The organism is Allobosea spartocytisi (genome assembly GCF_014764685.1).
GTDB lineage: Bacteria > Pseudomonadota > Alphaproteobacteria > Rhizobiales > Beijerinckiaceae > Allobosea > Allobosea spartocytisi.
Map to the genome: position 1 here is coordinate 166,923 of NZ_JACXWY010000002.1, position 19,878 is coordinate 186,800.

Annotated in this window: 18 protein-coding genes; 9 read left to right on the plus strand and 9 right to left on the minus strand. The window is 67.5% G+C overall.

Annotation, left to right across the window (positions count from 1 at the left end; translation table 11 throughout):
- Positions 1-6 precede the first annotated feature (6 nt).
- A complete protein-coding gene (locus IED13_RS03600; protein ID WP_191123410.1) occupies positions 7-2,337 on the plus strand; it encodes an OmpA family protein in 2,331 nt (776 codons plus the stop codon).
- 10 nt (positions 2,338-2,347) lie between these two features.
- Positions 2,348-3,412, plus strand: a complete 1,065-nt coding sequence (locus tag IED13_RS03605) for a hypothetical protein (RefSeq protein ID WP_191123411.1) — start codon at positions 2,348-2,350, stop codon at positions 3,410-3,412.
- Positions 3,413-3,437: 25 nt separating this feature from the next.
- Here IED13_RS03605 and IED13_RS03610 read toward each other — a convergent pair whose 3' ends face one another.
- Both IED13_RS03610 and IED13_RS03615 read right to left on the minus strand, forming a co-directional pair.
- Complete coding sequence (locus IED13_RS03610; RefSeq protein ID WP_191123412.1) at positions 3,438-4,325, minus strand: alpha/beta fold hydrolase; 888 nt, start codon at positions 4,323-4,325, stop codon at positions 3,438-3,440.
- A gap of 8 nt (positions 4,326-4,333) precedes the next feature.
- Positions 4,334-6,412: a lytic transglycosylase domain-containing protein gene (locus IED13_RS03615; protein WP_191123413.1), complete on the minus strand. Its 2,079-nt coding sequence runs from the start codon at positions 6,410-6,412 to the stop codon at positions 4,334-4,336.
- Between the two features lie 171 nt (positions 6,413-6,583).
- Here IED13_RS03615 and dapA point away from each other — a divergent pair, with 171 nt between their 5' ends.
- Genes dapA through smpB form a run of 3 tightly spaced genes read left to right on the plus strand, consistent with a single transcriptional unit; the run spans position 6,584 to position 8,648 of the window.
- On the plus strand, positions 6,584-7,477 hold the full coding sequence (gene dapA / locus IED13_RS03620; RefSeq protein ID WP_191123414.1) for a 4-hydroxy-tetrahydrodipicolinate synthase: 894 nt from the start codon (positions 6,584-6,586) through the stop codon (positions 7,475-7,477).
- Between the two features lie 53 nt (positions 7,478-7,530).
- Positions 7,531-8,178: an FMN-binding negative transcriptional regulator gene (locus tag IED13_RS03625; RefSeq protein ID WP_191123415.1), complete on the plus strand. Its 648-nt coding sequence runs from the start codon at positions 7,531-7,533 to the stop codon at positions 8,176-8,178.
- Positions 8,175-8,648: an SsrA-binding protein SmpB gene (gene smpB / locus IED13_RS03630; protein WP_038368346.1), complete on the plus strand. Its 474-nt coding sequence runs from the start codon at positions 8,175-8,177 to the stop codon at positions 8,646-8,648. The genes IED13_RS03625 and smpB overlap by 4 nt, the downstream gene beginning before the upstream one ends.
- Before the next feature lie 21 nt (positions 8,649-8,669).
- Here smpB and IED13_RS03635 read toward each other — a convergent pair whose 3' ends face one another.
- From IED13_RS03635 to lepB, 5 genes are all read right to left on the minus strand, one after another.
- Positions 8,670-9,305 carry a LabA-like NYN domain-containing protein gene (locus tag IED13_RS03635; protein WP_038368345.1) on the minus strand — a complete coding sequence of 212 codons (636 nt, stop codon included), beginning with the start codon at positions 9,303-9,305 and terminating at the stop codon, positions 8,670-8,672.
- A gap of 198 nt (positions 9,306-9,503) precedes the next feature.
- Entirely contained in the window at positions 9,504-10,055 is a 552-nt protein-coding gene (locus tag IED13_RS03640; RefSeq protein ID WP_191123416.1) for a sugar O-acetyltransferase, read from the minus strand.
- Positions 10,056-10,076: 21 nt separating this feature from the next.
- Positions 10,077-10,988, minus strand: a complete 912-nt coding sequence (era, locus tag IED13_RS03645) for a GTPase Era (protein ID WP_191123417.1) — start codon at positions 10,986-10,988, stop codon at positions 10,077-10,079.
- A complete protein-coding gene (rnc, locus tag IED13_RS03650; RefSeq protein WP_260368319.1) occupies positions 10,981-11,712 on the minus strand; it encodes a ribonuclease III in 732 nt (243 codons plus the stop codon). The genes era and rnc overlap by 8 nt, the downstream gene beginning before the upstream one ends.
- A complete protein-coding gene (lepB, locus tag IED13_RS03655) occupies positions 11,709-12,476 on the minus strand; it encodes a signal peptidase I (RefSeq protein WP_191123418.1) in 768 nt (255 codons plus the stop codon). The genes rnc and lepB overlap by 4 nt, the downstream gene beginning before the upstream one ends.
- A 458-nt stretch (positions 12,477-12,934) precedes the next feature.
- On the opposite strand from lepB, the gene aqpZ reads away from it, so the two are divergent.
- Positions 12,935-13,660 (plus strand): aquaporin Z, encoded by a 726-nt coding sequence (gene aqpZ, locus IED13_RS03660; RefSeq protein WP_038368335.1) that lies wholly within the window; start codon positions 12,935-12,937, stop codon positions 13,658-13,660.
- A 92-nt stretch (positions 13,661-13,752) separates the two neighbouring features.
- Here the strand turns inward: aqpZ and acpS are convergent, their stop codons facing one another.
- Positions 13,753-14,157 (minus strand): holo-ACP synthase, encoded by a 405-nt coding sequence (acpS, locus tag IED13_RS03665; RefSeq protein WP_191123419.1) that lies wholly within the window; start codon positions 14,155-14,157, stop codon positions 13,753-13,755.
- Positions 14,158-14,166: 9 nt separating this feature from the next.
- Positions 14,167-14,919, minus strand: a complete 753-nt coding sequence (locus IED13_RS03670) for a pyridoxine 5'-phosphate synthase (RefSeq protein ID WP_191123590.1) — start codon at positions 14,917-14,919, stop codon at positions 14,167-14,169.
- A gap of 234 nt (positions 14,920-15,153) precedes the next feature.
- On the opposite strand from IED13_RS03670, the gene IED13_RS03675 reads away from it, so the two are divergent.
- The 3 genes from IED13_RS03675 (at position 15,154) to IED13_RS03685 (ending at position 19,874) form a co-directional block, all read left to right on the plus strand.
- The gene (locus IED13_RS03675; RefSeq protein ID WP_191123420.1) at positions 15,154-16,872 is read left to right on the plus strand and encodes an ATP-binding protein; all 1,719 of its coding nucleotides are present in this window, start codon (positions 15,154-15,156) and stop codon (positions 16,870-16,872) included.
- A 240-nt stretch (positions 16,873-17,112) separates the two neighbouring features.
- Entirely contained in the window at positions 17,113-17,502 is a 390-nt protein-coding gene (gene rpoZ / locus IED13_RS03680) for a DNA-directed RNA polymerase subunit omega (RefSeq protein WP_038368333.1), read from the plus strand.
- 158 nt (positions 17,503-17,660) lie between these two features.
- Positions 17,661-19,874 carry a RelA/SpoT family protein gene (locus IED13_RS03685; protein ID WP_038368850.1) on the plus strand — a complete coding sequence of 738 codons (2,214 nt, stop codon included), beginning with the start codon at positions 17,661-17,663 and terminating at the stop codon, positions 19,872-19,874.
- Positions 19,875-19,878: the final 4 nt, after the last annotated feature.

Sequence of the window (19,878 nt, forward strand, 5' to 3'; positions counted from 1 at the left end):
CGAACGATGTCTCAACCGACGCGCTGGCTCTGGGGCGTGATTCCGCTGGCGCTGCTCTGGGGCGCGGGCAATCTGCTTCTCGACGATGCGATCCAGCGGGATGTCGCCAACCGGGCCGAGCGGGCCGTGGAGGCGAGCGCGGGAGCCACTCCGGGGGCGAGGCCGGTGACCGCGCAGGTCGAGGGGCGCGACGTCACGATCGGCGGCGAGGTCATGTCGTCAGACGGGGCGGCCAAGGCCATGGCCCAACTGCGCGGGGAGTTCGGCGTGCGCCGGGCTCTCGGCGGTCTGTCCCAGGTCGTTGCCCAGAAGCCCTATTCCTGGTTCGTCAGCCGCTTGCCCAATGTCGTGACCATCGGTGGCTTCGTGCCCGACCTCGCGGTCGCGGATGCCAATGTCGCCGCAGCCGGCGCGGCCTTGCCGGGTCTCAGGATCGACGATCGCCAGACGGTCGCTTTCGGTGCTCCCCAGGGATTCGCGGCGATGAGCGCCGCGATGATCGCCGCCTTGCCTCGGCTGGCGACCGGGCGGATCGCGCTGGATGACGGTCGCTTCTGCATCGAGGGCAAGGCCGCAAGCCCCGAGGCGTTCCTGGCCTTGGAGGCGATCGGCACGAAGCCCCCGGTTGCCGGGTTCAGCGCCGTGTCCTGCGGTCTCGAGCCGCCGACGATCTCGCCCTATCGCTGGAGCGCGGCCCACGCGACGCCCGACGCGGTCGAGATCCAAGGCTTCGTTCCCGACGAGGCGACGCGAAGGCAGATTCTCGCAGCCTTCCAGACGGCCTTTCCGTCACCTGTCGCGATCCGTGACGGGATGTTGCCGGGCGTCGGCGCGCCGTCCGCTTTCCTCGCCAAGGTGAGGCGGGCCGCTTCGGAACTGGCCCGGCTCAGATCCGGCAAGGCGGAGATCGACGGCGATGCCTATACGCTTTCGGGCCTCGGCCCGAGCGACTATGCCGCCTGCCAGGCGCTCCGGCTGCAGATCGCGCAGCTTGACGGTCCCGACTCGGTCGCGCAGGCGACGATCGAATGCCCCCCGGCGCCCCCTGAGCCGGTCATGCCGCCCTTGCCGGAGATTCCGGGCCCGGTCCTGCATGATGTGATTCCGGCGCCCGCGCCCGATCCCGGCACTCGGGGGCAATCATCCCCATCCGGAGCGCCGCCCGCGGCTTCGGCTGCCGCGCCGCAAGCGCCGGCACCGCCGGCGAAACCGGTTCCGGTCGCCCCCTGGACGGCCCGGCTTTCCGGAGAGCGGCTGACGCTGTCCGGGGCCGTGCCCGATGCGGGGGCCAAAGCCAGCCTTCTCGCGCAGGCCGGACGGCTCTTCGGCGGTGCGACAGTGGAGGACCGCATGGAGCTTGCGGCGGGCGGCTCCTCTGCCTCCGATTTCGCCGCTTCGGCCGGCTACGCGCTGGAAGCGCTGTCGAAGCTCAAGGCCGGATCGGTCCAGATCCGCGACAATGCCCTCTCGATCGCGGGCGAAGCCGCCGATGCGGCAGGCTGGCAGGGCTTGCAGGCCTTGCTGGCCGGTGCCCGCCCCGCGGGACTCGTGCTGCCGTCCGCCATGGCAACGGTGACGGTCCGGCCTTATGGCCTGTCGCTCTCGGCCGATCGCGGTGGCGCGGCCTTCTCCGGCTACCTGCCGGATGAGGTGGCGCGCGCGGCGTTGCACGCCCTCGTCGCGGAAACGCCGCTCGCCGGCAAGCTCGAGGACACGACCGTGATTCTGCCTGGGGCACCGGACGGCTTCGCCCAGGCCGCCAGGGCCGTGCTCGCCGATCTGCTGCGGCTCGACATCGGCTCGGCGACGCTCACCGACCGGACGGTTATGCTGCGGGGCCTCACCTGCCGGGACCTGATCAGGAGCGAGGTCGAGACCAGCGCCGCGACGGGCCTGCCGCCCGGCTTCTCCGCGGATGTCGTCGTCAGCCAGCGCCAGACCGGTTGCGTCGTCGATCCGCCGGCGAGCTGCCAGAACGACCTCGACGGATTGACCCGGCAGAACCCGGTGCTGTTCGCGCAAGGCACCGCGGTGGTCGATCTCGATCCCGTGACCGAGCGCGTCATCGGCGAGGCTGCGTCCATTCTGAAGAAATGCCCGGGCGCGCGCGTCACCATCGAGGGCCACGCCAATCGCGACGGCGAATGGCGCGGCTTCGACAATTTCGACCTGTCGATGCGGCGGGCCGAGCGCGTGCGGGACGAACTGGCGCGGCGCGGCATCGATCCCGCCCAGCTCGTGGTGAAGGGCTATGGCAGCACGCGGCCGCTGTTGCCCTATGGCGCCGCCCAGGCGCGCGAGATGAACCGCCGGGTTCAGTTCACGGTGGCGAAGTAGGGAGGGGACCATGCTCTATCTCGCCAGCCAGTTCGTCTGGTTTCTCCTGGCCGCTCTCGTGCTGGGCTTCGTCATCGGCTGGATCAGCCAGAGCGGGTCAGCGCGTCGCTTCTGGAGTCGTGGCTGGAGCCTCGTTGCCTTGCTCTGGCTTTGCGGCGCGGTCCTGGCCTGGTTGCAGCTCGTCAACGGCGTGGCGGCGATGTGGCTCGAAACGGCCTTGCTCTTCGTCGCGGTCTATTGGCTCGGCTGCGTGGCGGGCACGCTGCTGCACCCGCTCGACGATGATGTGAAGGAAACGGCCACCGCCTCGGTTGCGACCGTATCGACGGCCGTGCCGGTTGCGGCCAACGAGCCCGCCATTGCCGCGGTTCAGGCACCGGCAGATGCCGGCCGGACGCTTCCGCCCGTCGAGAACGAGGAGGCGCTGCCCGGCCAGAGGCCTGCCGCATTGGCCGAGGCGCGCGGCGGCAAGGCCGACGACCTCAAGCTCATCAAGGGGATCGGCCGGCAGAACGAGGGGCGCCTGCACGGGCTCGGCATCTGGCATTTCGAGCAGATCGCCGCCTGGACTCCGGAGAACGTCGAATGGATCGGGGGCTATCTCGCTTTTCCCGGCCGCATCGAGCGCGAGGACTGGGTCGGTCAGGCGAAGCGCCTGGCCACCGGCGCGACCACGGAATTCGCCGACCGCGCCCGCGCCGGGCTCGTCGAGACCTCGCGTGATGACGGCTCGGCCGGGCAGGGCAATGTCGCGGCGCTCGAAGGCGACGGCTTCGAAGGGCGGCGGCCGGAACATCTGCTCGCCGCGGCGCGGGATGGCAAGCCCGACGATCTGACGCTGATCAAGGGCATCGGACCGGCGATCGCAGCCGATCTCAACCGGCTCGGCATCTGGCATTTCGACCAGATCGCCGCTCTCGGCGACGAGGAGATGCGCTATGCCTCCGCCTTCGCCGGGGCGCCCGGCCGTGGCCTTTCCGAGAACTGGCGCGAGGACGCCGGAATCCTCGCCCATGGCGGCGACACGCAGCATTCGCGCACGCTGAAGGCCGAGCGCGCGAAGGCGAAATCCTGACGCATCGGACCGGACGCGCCGCGATCTAGCCCGCCCGCCGCTCCGCCTTGGCGATGAGCTTGCCGATGCGGCGGATCATGTCCTTGCTGCCGAGCAGCGGCGCATGGCCTTGTCCGGGCGTGACATGGGTTTCGCAATCCGGGTGGCGTTCGGCCATCTCCTGCAAGGTCTTCTCGGCGAGCAGGTCGGAATTCGCGCCGCGGATCGCCAGAACCGGCACGCCCTGCAAGGCCTCGAAATAGGGCCAGAGCACCGGCAGCGGCGCTTCGAGGTCGAGCTCTTCCAGCACCTTCATCAGGTTGGTGTCGTAGTCCGGCCTGAGCGGCCCGTCGCGATCGGTCCAGGTCCGCCGCGCCATCAAGTCCCACTCGGCATCGCCCAGCAGCGGAAATTGCTGGTCGGAGAGCCGCTTCAGGATCTCCGCGCCTTCCGAAAAGCTGCGCGGCTTGGGCAGTTTGCCGACATAGCCGCGAATGCGCAGCAGGCCGCGCGCATCGATGACCGGGCCGACATCGTTGAACACCACGCCCGTGATGACGGCAGGCCGCGCCGCCGCCAGGGCCATGGTGAGCAGGCCGCCGCGCGAGGTGCCGATGAACGCCGCCCGCTCGATGCCGGCGACCACCAGCACCTGCATCAAATCGTCGAGTTCGACGCGGATGTCGTAGTTCTTCCAGTTGGCGTCATAGGCCGAGAGGCCGCGCCCGCGATAATCCAGCGCGAGCACGCGGCGCGGCTTCGTCTCGTCCTGCGACAATGCGAGCGCGACCTCGTGGAAATCGGCGGCGGTCCGGGCGAAGCCGGGCAGGCAGATCACCGGCAGCGCCGGCGAGGCGAGGGGGCCGTAATCGCGGGCATGCAGCTTGAGCCCGTCGGAAGCTGTGAAGAAGCGGGAAGCGAAGCCGGTGTCCATCCCCCGAGCTAATCGCGTCGGCCGCCCCGCTTCAAGTCGTAGTCGATCAGATAGGCGGTGCGCTGGTTCAGCCGCTGCCGGTAGACCTGCAGATTCTCCATCACGCGCTGGACGTAGTTGCGCGTCTCGGAGAAAGGGATGCGCTCGACCCAGTCGACGGCATCGACTTCCGGATCGCGCGGGTCGCCATAGGCGGCGATCCACTTCTTCACATTGGGCGAGCCGGCATTATAGGCGGCGAAGGTCAGGATGTAGGAGCCGCGCCATTCCCTGAGCAGGTCGTTGAGATGGGCCGCGCCCATGCGCGCCGCATAGAGTGGGTCCTGGCCCAGCTTCTCCCAGTCGAAGGGCAGGCCGGCCCGGCGCGCCGTCTCGCGGGCGGTCGCCGGCATCATCTGCATCAGCCCCCGCGCGCCGGCCTGCGACATGGCGGTCGGGTCGAAGGCGCTTTCCTGCCGCGCGATGGCGTGGACGATGGCGCGCTCCATCGGATCGCCCAGCACGTCGAAATCGGGCACGCCATGGGTCGGGTAGGCCGCCTGGTCGAGCGGGAAGCCGCGTTGCAGCGCGGATTTGCCGATGGCGACGAGCGTGCGCGCATCGGCCTCCCTGCGGGCGATGGCCGCGATCGTCTCCAGCGCGGCGGCCGTGTGCAGGCGCTGCGCCAGATCGGCGAGCATCAGATTGGCGAGGTCGCGCTCACCGATCTTGTAGAGCAGGCGCACGCCGCGATGGCCCGGCAACATATCGAGGCCAGCGGCGGCGGTGAGCCGCAGCGGCAGGTCCGGCAGGCCGAGCTTCGCCCGCGCGAGCTGCCCGTAATAGGCGACGGGCTGTTCGGCCGCCTTCCCGAAGGCCGCTTTCGCTTCTTCTGGCTTGTCGAGCGCCTCATAGGCGCGACCGCGCCAATAGGCGGCGCGCGCCACCGAAATCGGCGTCTCCGCCACGGTGGCGGCAGCGTCGAAATGCTTCAGCGCCGCCTCGGCGTTCTTCAGGAAGCGCAATGCGATGAAGCCCGCCTGCCATTCGGCTTCGATGCGTTCGGGCGCGTCCTCGGCGCCATGCCCCGCCGCGACCTCATAGGCTTTCTGCGCATTGCCGGCATCGAGCAGTTTGCGCGACAGGATGCGCCGCTCCTCCCACCAGCCATCGCCGTCGCCCAGCAGCGCCGGGTCGCGCGGAATGGCCGTCAGGGCCTTGGCGGCATCGTCGAGCTTGTCGCCGCGCCGCGCCTGCTGCGCCTGCAGGAAGGCGAAGGAGATGTCGCCGCGCAACGAGGCCGGCACGGCCGAGATCAGCTTCTCGGAGATCGGCCGCCGGGCCCCGGCGCTGGCGAGGCGGGCACGGGCCAGCAGGACATAGTCGGCCGAGACGCGCGCGGCGCTGCGCAGGGCCGCCGGCCCATCCTGGCGGAACAGGTAGCGCTCGGTGCGCAGGCGATGGTCTTCCCTGGTCAAGGCATCGCCGAACTGCGCCAGGACGATCTTCTCCAGCGCCTGCCCGAACGGGTCCTTGCGCCAGCTTTGCCGGATGAGGGCGAGCGCATCGTCGCTCTTGCCTTCGTCCTTGAGCGCCAGCGCCAGCGCGATGCGCCCGGAGGGTGAAACCGGCTGCCGGCCGTGGAAGAAGGCGCGGATGACGGCGGGGCTCTTCTTTTCTGCGATCAGGGCCTCCTCGGCCCGGCGTCGAAACCGGGTGGTGGCCGGATAGTTCGGGTGATCGCGCAGGAAGGCGTCGATCCGCGTGAAGGGCACGACCCCGGCATTGGCATGGATCGCGACCCATTCCAGCAAAGCGCGGGTGCCCGGCTCGTCGATCCGCGCGGCGAGGGCGTCGCCGTCCGCCAGCGCGCCCTTGCGATAGGCCGCGACCGCCGAGCGCACCATCTCGAGATTGACCGTTTCGTCTCCCGGGAGCGCGGCAGGGGGATAGGGCGGCAGCGAGCTGGTGGTCTCGACGTCGCGGATCATGGCCAGCGTCTGCTGGCTGGCGAGCATGCCGTCGTCGCCCGCCCGGGTCGTGGAGGCGCAGAGCATCAGAGGCAGCAGGACGCCCGGCAATCGTCGCCGGAGGGCAGGCGAGGCCATGGCGTGTCTCCATCCTCGTGCTGGCATCGGATGATGGTCGGGGAAGCGGGTTGATGAAAGCTTAACTATGAAGCCACGCAATTTCATGGGTTGTTGGCTTTGCCTTGGCGAGGTGAGGGTTTATGTGTGACGGCCCGTAACCCCGTGTTTCTGCCTTTCAGGATCGTCCTCATGACCAAGCACCCCGCCTTTACCGGCTCGATGCCCGCTCTGGTCACGCCGTTCAAAGACGGCAAGGTCGACGAGGCTGCACTGCGGGCGCTGGTCGATTGGCAGATCGAGAGCGGCTCGACCGGCCTCGTCCCGGTCGGCACCACCGGCGAGAGCCCGACGCTCTCCCATGACGAGCACAAGCGCGTCGTCGAGATCGTCGTCGCCCAGAACAAGGGCCGCGTTCCGGTCATCGCTGGTGCCGGCTCCAACAACACGACGGAAGCCATCGACCTCGCCGTCCACGCCGAGAAGGCGGGCGCCAACGCTCTCCTCGTCGTCACGCCCTATTACAACAAGCCCACCCAGGAGGGCATGTACCAGCATTTCAAGGCGGTGAACGACGCGGTCGGCATTCCGATCATCATCTACAACATCCCGCCGCGCTCGGTGGTCGACATGTCGGTCGAGACGATGGTCCGGCTCTACGAGCTCAAGAACATCGCCGGAGTGAAGGACGCCACCGCCAACCTCGCGCGCGTCTCGCAGCAGCGCCACGCCATGGGGCCGGATTTCATCCAGCTCTCGGGCGAGGACATGACGGCGCTGGCCTATATGGCGGCCGGCGGCCATGGCTGCATCTCGGTGGTCGCCAATGTCGCGCCGCGCCTCTGCGCCGACCTGATGGAGGCCGCGCTCAAGGGCGATTACGCCAAGGCGTTGAAGGTGCAGGACCGGCTGGTGCCGCTCCATGACGCCACCTTCAAGGAGCCGGGCCTCGCCGGCGCCAAGCATGGCCTGAAGCTGCTCGGCCGCATCGAGGAGGAGATCCGCCTGCCGCTGCTGCCGGTGACGCCGGCGACGGGGAAGGTGATCCGCGAGGCCATGGTTTTCGCCGGGCTGATGAATGCCTAAATAGGGATTGTGTTCGACCGGTCGCCCCGGCCGAAGCCAGGGATACCGGAACGATGTACGAGCCCAGTCACTTCAAGGTCGAGGACCGCGCGCAACTGCATGCGGTCATCCGCCAGCATCCGCTCGCCACGCTGGTGACGGTGGGCGAGGGCGGCCTGATCGCCAATCCCGTGCCCTTCGTCCTGCATGAGGATATCGGAGAGAACGGCGTGCTGCGGGCCCATCTCGCCCGACCCAACACGCAATGGAAGGCGATCGCGGCCGGTGCTGAGACGCTGGTGATCTTCACCGGCGTCGAGCGCTACGTCACCCCCGCCTGGTATGCGACCAAGCGCGAGACCGGCAAGGTCGTGCCGACCTGGAATTACGTCACGGTGCAGGTGCGCGGTTCCGCCCGCACCATCGAGGACCCCGCCTGGCTGCGCGCCCAGCTCGAATCGCTGACGCGGCAGCAGGAGGCGCCCCGCGCCGAGCCCTGGGCCGTGACCGACGCGCCCGAGCCCTTCATCGCGGCACAGACCCGCGGCATCGTCGGCATCGAGGTCGAGATCGCCTCGATCATCGGCAAGTTCAAGCTCAGCCAGAACCGGCGCGAGGATGACAAGCTTGGCGTTCTCAACGGCTTGAGCGCCGATCCTGAATCGGAATCGCAGGCGATGGCGGCGCTCGTCAGGGAACATGGATTCGGCGGGAACGCATGAAAAAGCCCGATCCAGAGCGCTACAGGCTCGCCGCCGATAATCGCAAGGCGCGCTTCAACTACGAGATCAAGGAAACCGTGGAGGCGGGCATCGCCCTGCAGGGGACCGAGATCAAGTCGTTGCGCGGCGGCAAGGCGACGATCGGCGAGAGCTATGCCGGCCCGATGGGGACGGAGCTCTTCCTGTTCAACGCCCATATTCCGGAATATCTCGAGGCGAACCGCTTCAATCACGAGGTCCGCCGGCCGCGGAAGCTCCTGCTTCACAGGCGGGAGATCAACAAGCTGATGGGCGCGGTCCAGCGCGAGGGCATGGCCCTGATCCCGCTCAAGGTCTATTTCAACGACAAGGGCAGGGCGAAGGTCGAGCTCGGCCTCGGCAAGGGCAAGAAGCTCCACGACAAGCGCGAGACCGAGAAAGAGCGCGACTGGAACCGCGACAAGCAGCGGTTGCTGAAGAGCGGCGGGTAGGGCGCCGGTCCCGCGCCAAACTCACCCCTCGACCGGCTCGTCGCCCTGGCGGATGCCGTAGCGCCGCTCCAGCCCGGGATTGCCGGGCGTCACCGGCCCGCCCGGCGCGCCGCCGCTGCGGGCACTGCGCTCGGCCGGGTCGCGCCCGATCTTCGGCATGAGCTGGGCGAGGTCGAGGAATTCGTCGCACTGGCGGCGCAGCTCGTCGGAGACCATCGGCGGGTTGGTCGAGATGGTCGAGACCACCCAGACCTTCACGCCCTTGCGCTGCACGGCTTCGACCAGCGGCCGGAAGTCGCCGTCGCCGGAGAACAGGTAGATCTGGTCGAGATGCGGCGCGAGCTCGAGCATCTCGATCGCCAGCTCGATATCCATGTTGCCCTTGACGCGCCGGCGCCCGGTCGCATCGGTGAACTCCTTGGCAGCCTTGGTGATGACGCGATAGCCGTTGTAATCGAGCCAGTCGACCAGCGGGCGGATGGAGGAATACTCCTCGCTCTCCACCAGCGTGGTGAAATAGAACGCGCGGATCAGGTTGCCGCGTCCCTGAAACTCGCGCAGCAACCGGCGGTAATCCATGTCGAAGCCCAATTGCTTCGAGGTTGCATAAAGATTGGCGCCGTCGATGAACAGCGCAATGCGCGGTGAGGCGGCCATGGCAACAACTCCTGCTGAAATGTCATCAAATATTCAAGATGGGGGCCAATCGCGTTGGAACAATGTCAATTCACGGAGAATGGCCTCGTTTCATATGACAATTGCGTGGCGATCTGTCGCGTAGGCCCGTTCCGTTGGGGCTGCCGGTGAAGCGGGCGGGGCTTGCGGCAATCGGTCCGGCACCCATCCACGGCCCGCTTATCTGCGGCCGAGGGGACGCGCCGGATTGCCGGCGACGGTCGTGCCGGCCGGTACGTCGCGCGTGACCACGCTGCCCGCGCCGATGATGGCATCGTCGCCGATCGTGACACCGGGCAGGATGATCGCGCCGCCGCCGATCCAGACGTTGCGGCCGATGCCGACGGGCCGGCCGAATTCCAGCATCCGCGCACGCTCGCCGGGATCGCGCGGATGGTCGGCCGTCAGGATCTGCACGCCCGGCCCGATCTGCGTGCCCTGGCCGATCGCCACCGCGACCACGTCGAGGATGACGCAGTTGAAGTTCAGGAAAACCCCGTCGCCCAGGCTGATGTTGTAGCCGTAGTCGCAATGGAAGGGCGGCCGGATGGTGACGTCACGCCCGACATGCCCGAGCGCTTCGCGCAAGAGCGCGGGCCTCTCCTCCGGCCAGGCGGTGGTGGCGTTGAAGCGTTCCATCCAGGCGCTGATGCGGCGCTGATCGGCGACCAGTTCGGGATCGTCGGCGCGATAGAGCTCGCCCGCGAGCATCCTGTCCTTTTCGCTGCGCATGGAGGCTGTCCCGTGCCCGGCTCAGCCCTTGGGGAACTCCAGCCCCATCTCGCGATAGCGCTCCGGATCGTCGCTCCAGTTCTCGCGCACCTTCACGAACAGGAAGAGATGCACCTTGGCCTCGGCCGCCTCGGAAATCTCGACGCGCGCCTTCTGGCCGATCGCCTTGATGGTCTGGCCGCCTTCGCCGAGCACGATCTTCCGCTGGCCCTCGCGCTCGACATAGATCGTCTGCTCGATGCGGACCGAGCCGTCGGGACGCTGCTGCCAGCTCTCGGTCTCGACTGTCGAGCGGTAGGGCAGCTCGTCATGCAGCCGCTCGAAGATCTTCTCGCGGGTGATCTCGGCGGCGAGGAAGCGCAGCGGCGCATCCGAGATCTGGTCCTCCGGGTAAAGCCAGGGGCCGAGGGGAAGGCGCTTCTCCAGCCAGACGAGGATGTCCTTGACGCCGTAGCCGGTCAGTGCCGCGACCATGAAGGTCGCCTCGAACTGGCCGAGCTCGTTCACCTTGGCGGTGATCTCGAGCAGCTTTTCCTTCGCCACCGTGTCGATCTTGTTGAGGATCAGGAATTTCGGTTGCTTCAGCTCGGAGAGCTTCTCCAGCAGCGCGGTGTTTTCCTCATGCTCGAAGCGGGCGACGTCGATCAGCACGCCGATCAGGTCGGCATCGGTGGCGCCGCCCCAGGCGCTCGTCACCATGGCGCGGTCGAGCCGGCGCTTGGGCGCGAAGATGCCGGGCGTATCGACGAAGATGACCTGCGCCGGCCCCGACAGGGCGATGCCGCGCACCTGCGTGCGCGTCGTCTGCACCTTGCGCGAGACGATCGAGACCTTGGCGCCGACGAGCTGGTTGAGCAGCGTCGACTTGCCGGCATTCGGCGCGCCGATCAGCGCGACGAAGCCGCAGCGTGTGGGTTGGTTGGCCTCAGACATTGTCGCCCTCCGGCTTGTCGTTCCACAAACCCTCGCGTTTCAGAAAAGCTTCGGCTGCGGCCTGCTCGGCCAGCCGTTTCGATGGACCGCGCGCTTCCGCGTCCTCGAGCCCGGTGATCTTCGCCGCGACCATGAAAACCGGCGCGTGGTCCGGCCCCGAGCGGCCGAGCTCGCTATAGGTCGGCGTCGGGTAGCCCTTGCCTTGCGCCCATTCCTGCAGCGCGGTCTTGGCGTCGCGCAAGGGGCGCACCGGCTTCATCAGCCGCTCGCCGAAGCCGCGCTCGACCAGCGCGCGCGCCGCCTCGTAGCCGCCATCGATGAAGACCGCGCCGATGATCGCCTCGCAGGCATCCGCCAGGATCGCCTTGTTCTTGCGGGCGCCGCCCAGGATCTCGCCGTCGCCGAGCCGCATGAACTGGCCGAGATTCCAGCTCTGCGCCACCTCGGCGCAGGTCTCCTTGCGCACGAGATCGGCGAGCCGGCGCGAGAGATCGCCTTCCTCGGATTGCGGATAGCGCCGGAACAGCATGTCAGCGATCGAGAGGCCGAGCACGCGGTCGCCGAGGAATTCCAGGCGCTGATAGCTCGCCAGCCGCAATTCCTCGGCGCTCATATGGGTGAGCGCCGTCGCCAGCAGGGCCTTGTCGTTGAAACGATGTCCGAGCGTGGCTTCGAGCCGCGCCGTGTCCGGGGCCTTGCGCCCGCCTTCAGCCGCTTTGCTCACTTGATGGTGCTGAAGATCCGGTTCCAGCGAACCGTGGAGGGCCATTCCCAGATCTTCCAGGCCGAAGCGCCCTCGTCGATCGAGAAGAAGATGATCTCCGCCCGCCCGACGAGGTTCTCGAAGGGCACGTAGCCGACGCTGCGGTCGCGCGAGTCGAGCGAATTGTCGCGGTTGTCGCCCATCATGAAGAAATGGCCGGGCGGCACGGTGAAGACCTGGGTGTTGTCGAAGGTACCGGTATCGCCCTCGCGCTCGATGATCTCGTGGCTCACGCCGTTGGGCAGGGTCTCGACATAGCGGATCACCGGGACGTTGCGGCCCCAATTGTCGCTCGTGACATAGTCGGCGATGCGCTCGCGCTTCACCGGCTGGCCGTTGATGTTGAGGATGCCCTCGATCATCTGGATGCGGTCGCCGGGCAGGCCGATGACGCGCTTGATGTAATCGGTCGAATTGTCGCTCGGCAGCTTGAAGACGGCGATGTCGCCGCGCTTGGGCTCGGCCGCCCAGACGCGGCCGGACATCACCGGAGGCCCGAACGGAATCGAGTAGCGCGAATAGCCGTAGGTGTATTTCGAGACGAACAGGTAATCGCCGATCAGCAATGTCGGGATCAGCGAGCCGGACGGGATGTTGAAGGGCTGGAACAGCAGGGTGCGGATGACGAGCGCGATCAGAAGGGCCTGGACGACCACCTTGATCGTCTCGAGGATGCCGCCTTCTTCCTTGGCCGCCTTGGTTTTGCTGTCGATGTCGTTGGCCACGCGGGCGCTCCCTGCAGCATCGGACCGGAAAGCGGACTCCACTTTCCGGACACATCCGGTGCGATCATAAAATATACGGATCACCGCGCGTCCCCCGGGGCGCGCGGTGATCCAGACTGCGATCCAGCGCGCGGTCTACAGCATCGGGCCGCAAAGTGGAAACCACTTTTCCGCGCAATCCTCTGCCCTGACAAGGGGATGGGGCCGCCATGCGCTCTCCCGGTGCAGGGTCGCCGATCCGCCCGTCGTGCCTGGCGATCTCGCCGAGGTTAAGGCGCTCGCACTATGGCGATTCCGCGGCGACGGCGGCCTTCTGCGGTGCCTGCCATGCCGATGATGCAATGCAGCAGAAGCAGCAAGGTTGAGCCGGCGTCCATGCTCCGGACGCGGAGGTCGGATGTTGACGAATCTCCGGCGCAAGGCCAGTGTTCGCGAGTATTCAATCGGGGGTTATTTTAATGAATGCAAAGAAATATGCCGCCGAAGCCATCGGCACGTTTTGGCTTACTTTTGCTGGCTGCGGTAGCGCCGTCATTGCCGCCGGCTTTCCGAATGTGGGTATCGGTCTGCTCGGCGTTTCGCTCGCCTTCGGCCTCACGGTCGTCACGATGGCTTATGCCATCGGACATATCTCCGGCTGCCATCTCAACCCGGCGGTGACGGTCGGCCTCGCGGCCGGCGGGCGTTTCCCCGGCGGGCAGGTGGTCCCCTATATCGTGGCGCAGGTCGTCGGCGCGATCGTCGCCGCGGGCCTCCTTTATGTCATCGCGCGTGGCGCGCCTGGCTTCGATCTCGCCGGCGGCTTCGCCTCGAACGGCTATGCCGAGCATTCGCCCGGCAAGTACAACCTCGTCTCGGCCTTCCTGATGGAGGTCGTGATGACGATGATGTTCCTCTTCATCATCATGGGTTCGACCCATGGCAAGGCGCCGGCCGGCTTCGCGCCGCTCGCCATCGGCCTGGGCCTCGCCCTCATCCATCTGGTCAGCATCCCCGTGACGAACACCTCGGTGAATCCGGCCCGCAGCACCGGTCCGGCGCTGTTCGTCGGCGGCTGGGCCCTTCAGCAGCTCTGGCTGTTCTGGGTGGCGCCGCTGCTCGGCGGCATCCTCGGCGGCGTGATCTATCGCTGGCTGAGCGACGAGCCGCAGGGCGTCGTCAGCGGCACCCAGCCGGCCGAATAAGCCAGGCTCGAGCTTTCAGGCTCAAAATGAGGCCGGCGCCACCAGCGCCGGCCTTTTTTTGTTCCGTTCTCGCGGATTGGCATGCCGTGCCGTCAGCCGCCGGCTGGCCAGGCCTCGATCACCACGAAGGCCTGCGCCATCGGCGGATCGTCGGTCAGCGAGACATGGACGAAGGCCTCGAAACCGGCCGGCGTCATCGCCTTCAGCCGCTCGGCCGCGCCGCCGGTGAGCCGCATCGTCGGCCGCCCGCCGGGCAAGTTGACCACTTCCATATCGCGCCAGAACACACCGGCACGCATCCCGGTGCCGAGCGCCTTGGAGCAGGCCTCCTTGGCGGCGAAGCGGCGGGCATAGGACGCAGCCGGCGTCGCGCGCCGGTCGGATTTCGCCCGCTCGCCCTCAGTGAAGATGCGATGGGTGAAGCGCTCGCCGAAGCGGTCGAGCGACTTCTGGATGCGCGTGATGTCGCAGAGATCGGAGCCGATGCCGAGGATCATGCCTCCGACTTAAATCGCCGCGCGCCCTTCGTCCATGGCCTGGCGCATGGCCGTGATCGCGGCTTCGAGCCCGACGAAGATCGCCTCGCCGATCAGGAAATGGCCGATGTTGAATTCCGCGAAGGCCGGCACCGCGGCGAGCTTGCGGGCCGTCGCGTAGTCGAGTCCGTGTCCGGCATGGACCTCGATACCGAGCCCGGCGGCATAGGCCGCTCCGCTCTTCAGCCGCTGGAACTCCGCCTCGGCCTTCGCGGCATCGCCATCGGCGACGGCGTGGCACCAGCTTCCGGTGTGCAATTCGACGACGGGCGCGCCCAGCTTCGCCGCCACAGCGATCGGTGCCTCGTCCGGCTCGATGAACAGCGAGACGCGGCAGCCGGCGGCCTTCAGCCGGGCGATGCGCGGCGCGAGCTGGGCCTGCTGGCCGACGACGTCGAGGCCGCCCTCGGTGGTGCGCTCCTCGCGCTTTTCGGGCACGAGGCAGGCCGCGTGCGGCCGGAAGCGCTCCGCCAGTGCCATCATCTCGTCGGTGGCGGCCATCTCGAAATTGAGCGGCTTCGTCAGTTCCGCGGCAAACCGGGCCATGTCCTCGTCGCGGATATGGCGCCGGTCCTCGCGCAGATGGGCCGTGATGCCGTCAGCCCCCGCCTTGATCGCCAGATGCGCCGCGCGCACCGGATCGGGCAGGGCGCCGCCGCGTGCGTTACGCACCGTCGCGACATGGTCGATGTTCACACCCAGACGCAGCCGCTCGGCCATGATCCGCCCCCTTATTTCGTATCGCCGTGCATAAACGAAACGGACCCCTGGGCTCAATGCAGCGAATGTGATGGCAGGGCCACCAATTCTGATCGGTCCGCGGGATGGGGCCCGACACGGCCAAGGCGAGCGAACGGCTTTGCGGTTTGCTAACCGCGAATCCATGAGCCGGCCGCCATGAAGTCAATCGTAACCGGGCCGTCTCTACTTATGGTCGGGACAGGGACGGGGAAGGCGATGCAGCTAGCCGTGAAATCGGGCATCTTCGAAAGCGACGCCATGCCGGACCGGCGCGACACGAAGCAGCCGCCGGAGCGCGTGCTCGGCCGCGTGATCGCCTGCGACGGCGCGCGCGCCACGATCCTCAGCGCCGTCTCGACGGGAAGCTGGCTGGCCGGCGACGCCTGGGCGATCGGCCGCATGATCTCGATCAATCTCGGCAGCAGCCGCATCGTGGCGCTGGTCTATCGCGTGCATGCGGTCGAGGCGGCCTGGACCGACACGGCCGAGAATCCGATCCGGATCGAGGTCGAGTTCCTCGGCGAGGTGCTGGAGGGCTCGGACGGCAAGACGCGCTTCCAGAGCGGCATCACCAACTATCCGCCGATCGGCGCCGTCGCACACCGCATCCGCACCGGCGATCTCGCGCTGGTGCATGATCTCGGCGAGCGCGGCGGCGTGGTGATCGGCCAGATCACGCAGGATGCGAGCATCCCCGCGACCGTGAACATCCAGGACATGCTCTCCCGCCATTTCGCGCTGCTGGGCACCACCGGCGTCGGCAAGTCGAGCGCGGTCGCGCTGCTGCTGCGCAAGGCCGTCTCCGTCCGCCCGCGCCTGCGCGTGCTCATCCTCGACCCGCACAACGAATATTCCAGCGCCTTTCCCGAGCTTGCGCTGACGATCGACGGTGACGCGCTCGATCTGCCGTTCTGGATGTTCAAGCAGGAGGAGCTGGCCGAGGTCGTCTTCCGCGGGCGTCCGGCGCTGGACGACGAGCCCGACATCCTGCGCGAGGTCGTGGCCGCGGCGCGCACCCGCTACCGCACGCCGACCGCGCCGGATCTGGCGCGGGATCTCGGTTCCTCGCTGCTGAAGCGCCCGCTCGATATCGGCGGCCCGCGCGCGGCCGGGCCGGAGCCGGTGCAGGCCCAGGCGAGCCATGATGCGCCGACGCCCTACCGGCTCAAGGACGTCTTCGCTATCATCGACGAATTGATCGGCCTGCACGAGCAGCGCTGGCCCCGCGCCGCGCTGCGCTCGCTCAAGGTCCGGCTGGAATCGCTCCATGCCGATCCGCGCTATCGCTTCATGTTCGGCCGCGCCAACATGTACGAAACCATGGCGCCGATCCTCGGTCAGATCTTCCGCGTTCCCATGCATGGCCGCCCGATCACGGCCTTCCAGCTCGGCGGCTTGCCGGGCGAGGTGGTCAATGCGGTCGCCTCCGTGCTGTCGCGCCTCGCCTTCGAGCTGGCGGTCGCCAGCCAGGGAGCGATCGAGGTGCTCGTGCTCTGCGAGGAGGCGCATCGCTATGTGCCGTCCGACCCTCAGCTCGGCTTCGCGCCGACGCGCCAGGCCATCGCCCGCATCGCCAAGGAAGGCCGCAAATACGGCGCCTATCTCGGTGTCGTGACCCAGCGCCCGGGCGAGCTGGACCCGACGATCATGTCGCAGTGCTCGACGATCTTCGCGATGCGCCTCGCCAATGAGCGCGACCAGCAGATCATCCGCTCGGCGATCTCGGACGCCTCCGCCAGCACGATCGCCTTCCTCTCCTCGATCGGCAACCGCGAGGCCATCGCCTTCGGCGAAGGCGTGGCGACGACCATGCGCATGCGCTTCGCCGCGCTCGCGCCGCACGAGCTGCCGGCCATGGGCGGCAAGACCGCGGCGGAGGAGGGCGCGCGCTTCGACCCGACGCTCGACGATCTGGTGCGGCGGATGCGCGCCTGAATCCACCGTCATTTCGGGCTTGACCCGGAATCCATCGTAAGGTGCCGTGCTCTATGATGGATTCCGGATCGGCGCCGCGATGCGGCTTGTCCGGAATGACCGCGGAGGGCGGCCGCTCGGTTGACGTTTGCCGCCGGCGGCTTGTATCTCAGCCAGCGAAATTCTTGCATCGCGGCGGCTTTGCCTGTATGGCCGTCGCAGATTCATCTCCCTGCATCGCCGAGATCGGAAGGAGCCGCCATGGCTCGCGTTACCGTTGAAGACTGCATCGACAAGGTCGACAACCGCTTCGAGCTGGTCCTGCTCGCGGCTCATCGCGCTCGGAACATCGCTTCGGGCTCTTCGATCCTGGTGGCGCGCGACAACGACAAGAACCCCGTCGTCGCGCTCCGCGAGATCGCCGAAGAGAAGCTGAAGCCCGAGGATCTGAAGGAAGAGCTGATCCACTCGCTGCAGAAGCATGTCGAGGTCGACGAGCCGGAGCCGGAGACCGTCCCGCTGCTCGCCAGCCCCACGAGCGCCGCGACCTCGGACAACGAAGTCCAGTTCGATCGCATGAGCGAGGAAGACCTGCTGCGCGGTCTCGACGGCCTTGTGCCGCCGACCGAGAGCGCCGACGACGAGGATTGATTCCCGTCGGGGAATTTCTTCACCGTTTTGCTCTAAAGCCCGGCACTGCCGGGCTTTTTCATGCCCGATACTCGGAAAAGCGCCTTGCTGCCGCCCAGACCTGTGCAAATAATAATGCGTTGCAATGATCGTAGGCTGAGGCTGGGGCCCGCATGGGCATGATGCGGCAATATGAGCTCGTTGACCGGGTCAGGAGCTACAATCCGAGTACCGACGAGGACCTGCTCAACCGGGCCTATGTCTATGCCATGCGCGCCCATGGCACGCAGAAGCGCGCCTCCGGCGATCCCTTCTTCGCGCATCCGCTCGAAGTCGCCGCGATCCTGACGGACCTGAAGCTCGACGATGCCACCATCGTCGCGGCGGTGCTGCACGACACGGTCGAGGACACGGCGGCGACGCTGGAGGAGATCGAGAACCTGTTCGGGCCGGATATCCGCCGGCTCGTCGACGGGCTCACCAAGATCAAGAAGCTGGACCTCGTCTCGAAGAAGGCGGCGCAGGGCGAGAATTTCCGCAAGCTCCTGCTCGCCATCGTCGACGATATCCGCGTGCTGCTGGTGAAGCTGGCCGACCGGCTGCACAACATGCGCACCCTGCATTTCGTCCCGCCGGAAAAGCGCCTGCGCATCGCCGAGGAGACGATCGAGATCTACGCCCCGCTTGCCGGCCGCATGGGCATGCAGGAATTGCGCGAGGAGCTGGAGGAGCTCGCCTTCCGCCATATCAAGCCGGAGGCGCATGCCACCGTCACCAAGCGGCTGGAGGAGGTGACCGCGCGCGAGGGCAAGGTCATCGGCGAGATCGAGCGCGATCTGAAGGACAAGCTCGCGGCCAGCGGCATCGAGGCCGAGGTCCATGGCCGCCGCAAGCGCCCCTATTCGATCTGGAAGAAGATGGAGCGGAAATCCGTCTCCTTCGAGCAGTTGTCGGACATCTTCGGCTTCCGCGTCATCGTCGAGAAGCCGCAGGATTGCTACCGCGTCCTCGGCATCGTCCACATGACCTGGCCGATGGTGCCGGGCCGCTACAAGGACTACATCTCGACGCCCAAGCAGAACGACTACCGCTCGATCCACACCACGGTGGTCGGCCCCGGCCACAGCCGCGTCGAACTGCAGATCCGCACCGATTCGATGGACCGCATCGCCGAATACGGCATCGCCGCCCATGCCCACTACAAGGATGGCCGCCCCGGTGAGCCGATGCAGCTCGTCGACGAGAGCCGCGCCTATCAATGGCTGCGTCGCACCGTCGACCTGCTGGCCGAGGGCGACAGCCCCGAGGAGTTCCTCGAGCACACCAAGCTCGAGCTCTTCCACGACCAGGTCTTCTGCTTCACGCCGAAGGGCCGGCTCATCGCCCTGCCGCGCGGCGCGACCCCGATCGACTTCGCCTATGCCGTCCACACCGATGTCGGCAACAGTGCCGTCGGCGCCAAGATCAACGGCCGCATCGCCCCGCTGCTGACCGAATTGCAGAACGGCGACGAGGTCGAGATCACCCGCGCCGAGGGGCAGGCTCCGCCTGCCGCCTGGGAATCCCTCGTCGTCACCGGCAAGGCCCGCGCCGCCATCCGCCGCGCCACCCGTGTCGCGGTGCGCCGGCAATATGCCGGCCTGGGCCGCCAGATCCTCGAACGCGCTTTCTCGCGCGCCGAGAAGGCCTTCTCCGACGAGAAGCTGAAGGCGGCGCTGAAACGCCTCGCGCGCAGCACCGTGGACGATGTGCTGGCCGCCGTCGGCCGCGGCGAGATGTATTCGGGCGATGTGGTCAAGGCCGTCTACCCCGATCTGGAGCCGGAGAAGCGCACGGCCGGCGAGCCCAAGCCGGCCGCGGCCACGGCGAGCGGCAAGGGCTGGTTCGAACTCGGCAAGGGCGAGAACCTGAAGTTCAAGCTGCCGGGTGAGCCCAGCGCCGACGCCATTCCGATCCGGGGCCTTGGGCGCGACCTGCCGGTGCGCTTCTCGCCGCAAGGCGGCGCCGTGCCGGGCGACCGCATCGTCGGCATCCTGACGGCGGGCGAGGGGGTGACGATCTACCCGATCCAGTCGCCCGCACTCGCTGCCTTCGACAATGAGCCCGATCGCTGGCTCGATGTTCGCTGGGATCTCGACGACAAGGTGCCGCAGCGCTTCCCGGCGCGGATCGCGCTGAAGTCGATCAACGAGCCCGGCTCGCTCGCCCAGATCACCACGATCATCGCCGAGCATGACGGCAATATCGACGCCGTCCAGATGAACCGGCCCAATCCGGACTTCACCGATGTGACCATCGATCTGACGGTCTGGGACCTGAAGCACCTCTCGGCCATCATCAGCGAATTGCGCGAGAAGCGTCAGATCAGCCGGGTCGAGCGCGTGCTGGGATAGGGCC